Source organism: Shewanella sp. SG41-4, from assembly GCF_014164505.1.
Taxonomy (GTDB): domain Bacteria; phylum Pseudomonadota; class Gammaproteobacteria; order Enterobacterales; family Shewanellaceae; genus Shewanella.
In genome coordinates, this window is the sequence record NZ_JACJFI010000201.1 from 1 (window position 1) to 8129 (window position 8129).

The following is an 8129-nucleotide window of genomic DNA, read 5'->3' on the forward strand; positions in this document are numbered from 1 at the left end:
AACGGCCTTTGGGAACGTTTTAAGCTGGTTGGAAACCATTCTCAGGGTGATCCAACAACCCTTTTTGAAATTCCCTTGATGGGGGAACCAACGGACTGCGGCTTTATTCAGCCTGATAAGTAAAATGGTCGAACCTAGGGGTTTGCCTCAATGGTGGTAAAAGGGCAACGTGGTGCGACATTGTAAGTGTAACAAATAACTTTAAATAGCTGCGTTCGGCAAAATAACCCCTCAATAAAAACAACATTGAAAACCATAAAGGGAAAAATTTCATTATTTCTGCTCCTTATTGGCCTGTTGTGTTAATTCAGCCCCTTCTTTAAAACGATACGTTTTAGCGAGAATATCCATAGATAATCCACCGGCATCGTTCTGCTTTATAGTAAAGTCATGCAGACTGACAATTCGAGGTAATTTGGCAACGCCACTAACCATACTACCCATTTGATGATAATCACCTACCACTGACATCTTTATAGGAAATTCAATATAGAAATCACGTTCTATTTCATCATCCCAATCTAGACTATTAATTCTGAGGCCAGCATCAGTGGCAACAAATGTTAAATCATCTAATAAACCTGGCATTTCATTTTCGGAAGGTAGCATCTTAAGCAATTCGGCAAACTGCACTTCCATCACGTCCAATTGTTCACGGTATAGTTTAAGGTTAGCTGCTAAACGATATTTAGTTTCAAAATCTTCACGTAATTGAATTTCTTTTTGCTGTTCAGCTTCCATTTGATCGATCGAGTCTGAAATAAACAAATAATAACTAGCGCCGATAACACACAAAGACAAAAACGACGCAAATACAATTTTGACCAGCTTGGGCCAACCACCAATATTTTCAAAATCGATATCGTTAAATTGATCTAGGTCGAGATTCATTTTCTCGCTCCTTGGTTCGGATCAACATTAATGACCTGTGAGTCATCACGGATAGTGACACGTAATTTAAACCGCTGTAACTGCCTTAGTTCTTCATTTTGAGTCACTATCGATTGCATACTCGGGTCATTAAGATAAGAAGATGTTTTCACCTTTCTCATCATATTAGCGACGTTATTATTTGATTCACTACGCCCTTCGATCAGTAACACGCTGCCTTTTTTCTCTATACTTGAAAGATAAATACCAGGTGGCACTATTCGGACTAATTCATCTAATACATGAGTGGGTAAATTACGCGACTGCTGCAAATTAAGAATAATCTCAGTTCGACGCTCAATATCTTTTTTACGTTCGGTAATTTTTCTAATTTCTGCAATCTGGGTATCAAGTAAACTAATTTCTGATTCCAAATAGGCATTGCGCTGACGTTGGTCATCAGTAACAACCTCTAGAAAGCCCAAAAATAGGTATACCACGAGTGATGTTACTAAAAAAACTAACGCTAAAATACCGATAAAATCGCGTTTTTGTTTCTCTCTAGCTTCTTCACGCCAAGGTAATAAGTTTATGTTCGCCATTGAGCATAACTCCTTAGCGCAAGACCACATGCCACCATATATTTACTTATGTTGGGTTGAAGTTGGCTTTTCATAACATCATCTGCATGCAAACACCCCTGAAAAGGATCCGCAATAATGGTATGAGTACCTAACTCGTTGGTTAGTAATTCAACCATTCCTTCTAACTTAGCTGTACCACCGCACAAAACGATATAGTCAACTTTTTCACGTCCACTGGCAGTACAGTATATCTGTAAGGTTCGTTTAATTTGTTGTAACAATTGCATCTGAAACGGAGATAAAACCTCGAACATATAATTACGCGGTAATTGTCCAGAAACCTTAGCTCGTTCAGCCTCATCATGAGGCATTCCGTAAAATGACACAATTGATTGAGTGAATAACTCGCCGCCAAAGGCTTGCTCACGTATAAACGTCGTGTCACCATTTTCAACAACTGAAAATGTGGTCATATTGGCACCAATATCAACCATCGCTATTGATTTGCTTTTGGCGTCATCAGGTAACTGACCGTAAATTAATTCTGCAGAGCGACCTAAAGCATAAGCTTCCACATCAACAACTTTAACATCTAGTTCGACAGCATCTAGCGCGTCCACTCGTGAATCAATGTTTTCTGTTCTGCAAGCACTCAGTAGCACATTAACCTTGGTTGGGTCAGTGGTATTCGGGCTAAGTCTTTCAAAATCTATACTGACTTCATCAAGCGAATATGGAATAAGATTGTCGGCTTCAATTTCAATTTGTGCCTCCATCTCCTCTTCATTCAACGCTGCATCCATATAAATAACTTTAGTCATGACAGCGGAACCAGAAACAGCAACGGCTGCAAATTTGACGGATTTAGGTAATCCTCGTCTAATTTGTCTCAATGATTCTAGTACAGCTTCAGAGTCACGAATATCATGATCAACTACGGCTCCTTTTCTAACAGGAACAGCAGCATGATTTTGAATTTTGTATCCATCCGCAGTCTTGCTCAACAATATGGCTTTTATTTCATGGGACCCAATATCAATCCCGACCATTTGAGGTGCATGACGCTTCCACAATTTAGAAATCATAATCCGTCATCACAATTCTATTTTTATTTTCTAAGAGATTAGCACATAATCAACTCGTTATAAGTATTTGTATAAAATGTTTCAACATTTTACAAATACTATTTAGTTATTTCATGTTTTACTTCACCAAAAACTCTCTCGCTTATATACTAGCGCTACTATTTTTGATTTTTTTGGAATAATCGAGTGAAATGGTTTAAACGTTTATTAATTGCATTTTTTAGCCTATCACTACTTGGCATTGGTGCTATAGCAGCCGCTTACTTTTATGTGCTACCTGACTTACCCGATGTAAATTCGCTAAAGACGGTTCAATTACAAACTCCACTGCGTATTTATAGCCGCGATGGTAAACTTATTTCTCAATTTGGTGAGAAACGCCGTATACCTGTTGAGTATGATCAGGTGCCTACCCAGCTAATTAATGCCGTGCTAGACACTGAAGACTCACGCTTCTTTGAACATAATGGCATTGATCCGATTGGTATTATCCGCGCGGCAACCATTTTAATAACAACAGGTAAAAAAAGCCAAGGCGCTAGTACGATTACGCAACAGGTTGCCAGAGGTTTTTTCTTATCTAACGAAAAAACATACATTCGTAAAGTTAAGGAAATCTTCCTTGCGTTGAAAATTGAAAAGGCGCTATCGAAAAAAGAAATTTTAGCCCTTTATTTAAATCGTTCATTCCTTGGAAACCGAGCATATGGTGTCGGTGCTGCAGCTCAAGTTTATTATGGTAAAGAACTTAGCCAGCTTACACTGCCTGAAATGGCAATGATTGCGGGCTTACCGCAAGCCCCATCAGCAGCCAATCCGATTAGAAACGAAGCTCGTGGAATTTCACGTCGTAACTGGGTATTAAGCCGTATGCTTGAGAAACGCAATATTACTCAAGCAGAATATCAAGAAGCTATCAATAGCCCATCGACCGCAAAATACCATGGCGCAGAAATTGATTTATACGCTCCTTATGTTTCAGAAATGGCGCGTGATTACATGATCCAAAAATACGGTGAAGAAGCTGCCTATACAAATGGTTACAATGTCTACACCACGATATCATCAGATCTCCAACTGATGGCACAGGAGTCATTAAGAGATAACGTTTTCGCTTATGACCAACGCCATGGCTTCCGTGGACCTGTCACTGAATTATGGACTGATACCCCGCTCGAACAAGATGAGATTGTCGCTACGTTAAAACGGACCGCTTCAATGCAAGGCATTATGCCCGCTGCAGTGATAAGCGTTCAAGATCAACAAGCACAGGTCATGGATGACAATGGCGAACTGATTACACTTGAATGGAAAGGTTTAAAATGGGCTCGTAAGTTTATAAGCGATAAACGCCAAAGTTTACCACCAAAGCAAGCCAGCGATATTTTGACCGCTGGCCAACAAGTATGGATCCGCCACAATGGCAAACATTGGCAATTATCTCAAATACCACAAGTCTCGAGCGCAACAGTGTCACTGGAACCTCATGACGGTGCCATTAAAACCCTCGTGGGTGGATTTAGTTTTAGTCAAAGTCAATTCAACCGAGTGACTCAAGCTAAGCGCCAGTTAGGTTCTAATATAAAGCCTTTTATTTATGCTGCTGCATTAGAAAAAGACTACACATTGGCTACGCTTATCAATAACGCTCCAATTAACAAACCAGACACCCGTCAGGGCACGGCTTGGCGTCCTAAAAACTCGCCGGACATTTACGGTGGTCCAACACGCTTGCGTGTCGGTTTAGCTCAGTCTATTAACGTGATGTCAGTCAGAGCAATGCGCCACACGGGCTTAGATGACACCATCAAAAAACTCGTCCAGTTTGGTTTTGATCCCAGTGATTTACCACGAAATGAATCGTTAGCATTAGGCTCACCGTCGGTAACACCTTTACAAGTTGCCACTGCATTTAATAGCTTTGCTAATGGTGGTTATTTAGTTGAACCGTACTTTATCGATCGCGTGACCGATGCATACGACAACACGATTGAGCAGACCATTCCTGCTATTGCATGCAGCAAACCGACACTCGCGGTTGAAGAAATTGTTGTTGATGATCCATTTGCTGCAATGGCTGAAGAACTCTCTCAGAACACGTTAAAACCAGCCATAGATACATTAGATGAAGACGCTGAAATAACCACTATTACTGCAGAGCAAAATATTTGCACCAATCCACAAGCCCACTTTGCTAAGCGAGTTGTTTCTGAACAGACTGCATTTTTGATCACTGAAGCACTGAAGAGCGTAATTTGGGGTGGTGGAGACTGGAGTCAAGGTACTGGTTGGAATGGTACTGCATGGCGTGCATCTAAATTAATTAAACGTCATGATATTGCGGGCAAAACAGGTACGACTAACGAGTCTCGAGATACTTGGTTTAGTGGTTTTAATCCTACACTAACAGCTACTTTCTGGGTTGGCTTTGATGATCATGGACGTCAGCTAGGACGCTCAAGCTGGATGGCTAGCGGCGAACCGGATCAAATATCAGGTGCAGAAGCGGGTGCTAAAACAGCAGGTCCTGGTTGGAATGATTACATGAATAAGGCCCTGTCAGGCACACCTGAAGCTTCAGTAATCCCTCCAAAAGGAATTGTATCTGCGCGTATTGACTTAGCTACTGGTAAATTAACTCGCAAGACAGATCACACTACCGAATTTGAGTATTTTGCTGAAGGTAGTGAACCTAAAGAATATGTCACAGAAACACAGCAAAGTGGTGATATATTTATCGACAATGTTGCTGAAGATTTATTTCAATAATATTAACTAAATCAATTAACTAAAAAAGCCATTCGACAGAATGGCTTTTTTATTACGCATTTTATGGCTTATTTTTTTTAGACAATGGTGTTGGGTATCAATAATTGATGCAATTCGGTTAAATTACGTACCTGATAACTTGGAGAAATATCATCACTTACAGGTTCGTCATGATGATTTAACCAACAGGTATCGATACCTGCATTTATCCCACCTGAAATATCAGAATGTAAGTTATCACCGACCATCAGTACTTGATGTTTCTCTGGTTGCCCCATTAAGCTAAAAGCGTGATGAAAAATAGCCACATCAGGCTTCGCTTTACCAAGTTGTTCAGAAATAACCACGGGATTGAAAGCATCTTGAAAGCCGGTACGACTCAAACGGATACTCTGTATCTCTGTAAAACCATTAGTAATAATACCAAGGTTAACTTTGCCACTTAAAGAATCAATTAATTCTCGAGCACCAGGCAATGGCAAACAAATATCGGCCATGGCCGCAAGAAACTGACTGTTTAAATGTTGCGGAGTAACAGACAGTTTATTCGCCCAGTGATGGAAGCGCGTATGTTGTAAATGCGTAGCACTAATTAAACCGTTTTGGTATTCGACCCACAAGGGTTTATTCACTTGCTGATAAACAGCAAAGTCATCAATGTTAAAATCAACTTCAAAGCGTGAAAACATTAATCTCAATCCAGCAAAAGCATCGAAATGAAATAGCGTTTCATCAGCATCAAATAAAATCCATTTATATTTATTGAGCATATTCGACATTAACTACGTCCTTATTTCTTAAATTGAATAATTAACCTTAGAAAAAATAATGCCTCATTACTTAACCACTCTTTGTCCTACAATTTACTGCAATAGGTAGATACTAAATTGAAGATTAGTTAACGATGGTGGCTACGAGTTAAATAACGATATTAACTGCGCTTCTTGCTGAAGTAGACTTTGATAAATGGTTAACTGATTTATAGCACGATCAAGATTATGAGTTTGATACTTAATCCCAAAATAAGTATCACCATTTAAGTAATCAGTTAAAAACCGTGTACCAAGCATTAAGGGCATCACTTTAGTGCCTAACCACAAACTTCGCTTTTCTAGCGGAGTAATAATGTCCTCTAGAGCTCCCATATACGATTTTGCAGCGGCAATAATAATCTCAGACCGAGCATAGACATTGGCTAAGTTCGTTGAATCTTCAGGCTCGGGAGAGCAAAATGCGCGTACCATATCACCAAAATCATACATCAAATACCCTTTCATGCAGGTATCTAAATCAATAATGGCCATGCTGGACATATCGCGTTTATCAAACAGCATATTATTGATTTTAGTATCATTATGACATATACGAACTGGTAATCCGGCCTCATATTGTACCAATGTGGCCAATAACTCTTTTTGTGACAAACACAAATCGACCCAATCTTTACACTGAGCTAATCGGTTTTGCGCATCAGCTACCTTTGCTTCACGCAATTGCGCTATACGTTGAGGTAAATTCAAAAAATTAGGGATAACATCAACAATATCACTAGGTACTAAATCACTCAACGCTGCGGCAAAGTGACCAAAAGCCTCAGCTGCCAACTTAGCTTGATCTGGTGTACCAACTACTTCAATTGTATTGCTATGGGGTAAGTAATCGATTGCTCGCCAAAATCCTTGTTCACCTAAATCCAAGTAAAGTGCACCTGCTTCAGTGGCTATTGGGCTAACCACTTGTAATGGATATTGCAACTGTTGACGCTTAGCCAGTAAATGCTGACTAATATTGGCAGCATTTTGTATGACCACCTTAGGTTCGGTAAATATTTGAGTATTTATGCGCTGTAACACCAACGATTTTGATTTTTCACTCACCAAAAATGTTTGATTAATATGACCATTACCCAATGGATAAAGCGTACTATGCTCAGCGCTAAAACCGAACTGAGGTAATACATTTTTACGGATGAAATTGACCAATCAAAACGCTCCAAATCATATTCGTCAAAACCCAAAGTAACCAACAAAGTTCTTTTAGTTGATTATCTTGCTAATAATAGTTACTGGCTTATTATCATTTCAAATTGAGGGTTTTGCATTAACGTAGCTTGACTGCCCTTTAGGCTAAATTCATAACCACACAACTTAAAGCTACCTCTAAGTGCTACATGATTGACAATGGCATCCTTATCCAGTGGAGTAAATCTTGCTTCACTGGCACCATCATGCAGTAAATCAACCGTTATTGGTCGATAACGACTACCGTCATTAAACTCAAGGTTGGCACAGGTTTTATCACCGATTGCCGTCGCTAAACGCCATAAATTTTGTTTATCTCCACTTTCTCCTAACCAACGCACTATAAGGATTTCACCCTCTAACGCGAGCCAAAACCCATCTGGCAGTTTGATCATTTGTCGAATGCTGGCTTGTTGTTGATCACTCTTAGCATCAACATGTTCTGTTTGATTGGTATCATCAGAAAATACGCTGATTAAGACTAAAACCAAATAAACAACAACGATGACAGCAACAATAGCCGCAGTAATTTTACCAATTAACATCAGTTTTTTCTGATGCAACTTAGCCACATTTAACCAAGATTTGGCAAGCTCGGTAATCGACCCTGATTGCAACGCATCTTGATCAACATAAAGAGGCTGATGGCTACGATCTGACGATGTCGAAAATGAATGTACTGGATCAGTTTCTGTTAGCGTATCGACCTCTTCTTGTTCCATGTTCGTGCCAGTTTGCTCGACACTTGCCTGCGTTATCACATCATCATTTAATGAATGTTTGTCGCTATCGGCGGAATA

Annotated in this window: 6 protein-coding genes and 1 pseudogene; 1 reads left to right on the forward strand and 6 read right to left on the reverse strand. The window is 39.7% G+C overall.

Annotated elements, in window-relative coordinates:
- Positions 1 to 273: 273 nt before the first annotated feature.
- The 3 genes from H5202_RS15760 to H5202_RS15770 are packed head-to-tail and all read right to left on the reverse strand — an operon-like array spanning position 274 to position 2539.
- Positions 274 to 891 (reverse strand): type 4a pilus biogenesis protein PilO, encoded by a 618-nt coding sequence (locus H5202_RS15760; protein WP_182772915.1) that lies wholly within the window; start codon positions 889 to 891, stop codon positions 274 to 276.
- Positions 888 to 1472 (reverse strand): PilN domain-containing protein, encoded by a 585-nt coding sequence (locus H5202_RS15765; RefSeq protein ID WP_182772916.1) that lies wholly within the window; start codon positions 1470 to 1472, stop codon positions 888 to 890. The genes H5202_RS15760 and H5202_RS15765 overlap by 4 nt, the downstream gene beginning before the upstream one ends.
- A complete protein-coding gene (locus H5202_RS15770; RefSeq protein WP_182772917.1) occupies positions 1460 to 2539 on the reverse strand; it encodes a pilus assembly protein PilM in 1080 nt (359 codons plus the stop codon). Before H5202_RS15770 ends, H5202_RS15765 begins: the two co-directional genes overlap by 13 nt.
- Before the next feature lie 186 nt (positions 2540 to 2725).
- Here H5202_RS15770 and H5202_RS15775 point away from each other — a divergent pair, with 186 nt between their 5' ends.
- Positions 2726 to 5308, forward strand: coding sequence for a PBP1A family penicillin-binding protein (locus H5202_RS15775; RefSeq protein ID WP_182772918.1), 2583 nt, complete (start codon positions 2726 to 2728; stop codon positions 5306 to 5308).
- A 77-nt stretch (positions 5309 to 5385) separates the two neighbouring features.
- Here H5202_RS15775 and yjjG read toward each other — a convergent pair whose 3' ends face one another.
- From yjjG to H5202_RS15790, 3 genes and pseudogenes are all read right to left on the reverse strand, one after another.
- A complete protein-coding gene (gene yjjG, locus H5202_RS15780; protein WP_182772919.1) occupies positions 5386 to 6087 on the reverse strand; it encodes a pyrimidine 5'-nucleotidase in 702 nt (233 codons plus the stop codon).
- Between the two features lie 132 nt (positions 6088 to 6219).
- Positions 6220 to 7290 (reverse strand): aminoglycoside phosphotransferase family protein, encoded by a 1071-nt coding sequence (locus H5202_RS15785; protein ID WP_182772920.1) that lies wholly within the window; start codon positions 7288 to 7290, stop codon positions 6220 to 6222.
- A gap of 80 nt (positions 7291 to 7370) precedes the next feature.
- Positions 7371 to 8129, reverse strand: a pseudogene (locus H5202_RS15790) (hypothetical protein); the annotation flags it as partial.

Coding starts and splice junctions, on each gene's coding strand:
- H5202_RS15770 (WP_182772917.1), bottom strand. CDS start 2,539: ATGATTTCTAAATTGTGGAAGCGTCATGCACCTCAAATGGTCGGGATT.
- yjjG (WP_182772919.1), bottom strand. CDS start 6,087: ATGTCGAATATGCTCAATAAATATAAATGGATTTTATTTGATGCTGAT.
- H5202_RS15765 (WP_182772916.1), bottom strand. CDS start 1,472: ATGGCGAACATAAACTTATTACCTTGGCGTGAAGAAGCTAGAGAGAAA.
- H5202_RS15760 (WP_182772915.1), bottom strand. CDS start 891: ATGAATCTCGACCTAGATCAATTTAACGATATCGATTTTGAAAATATT.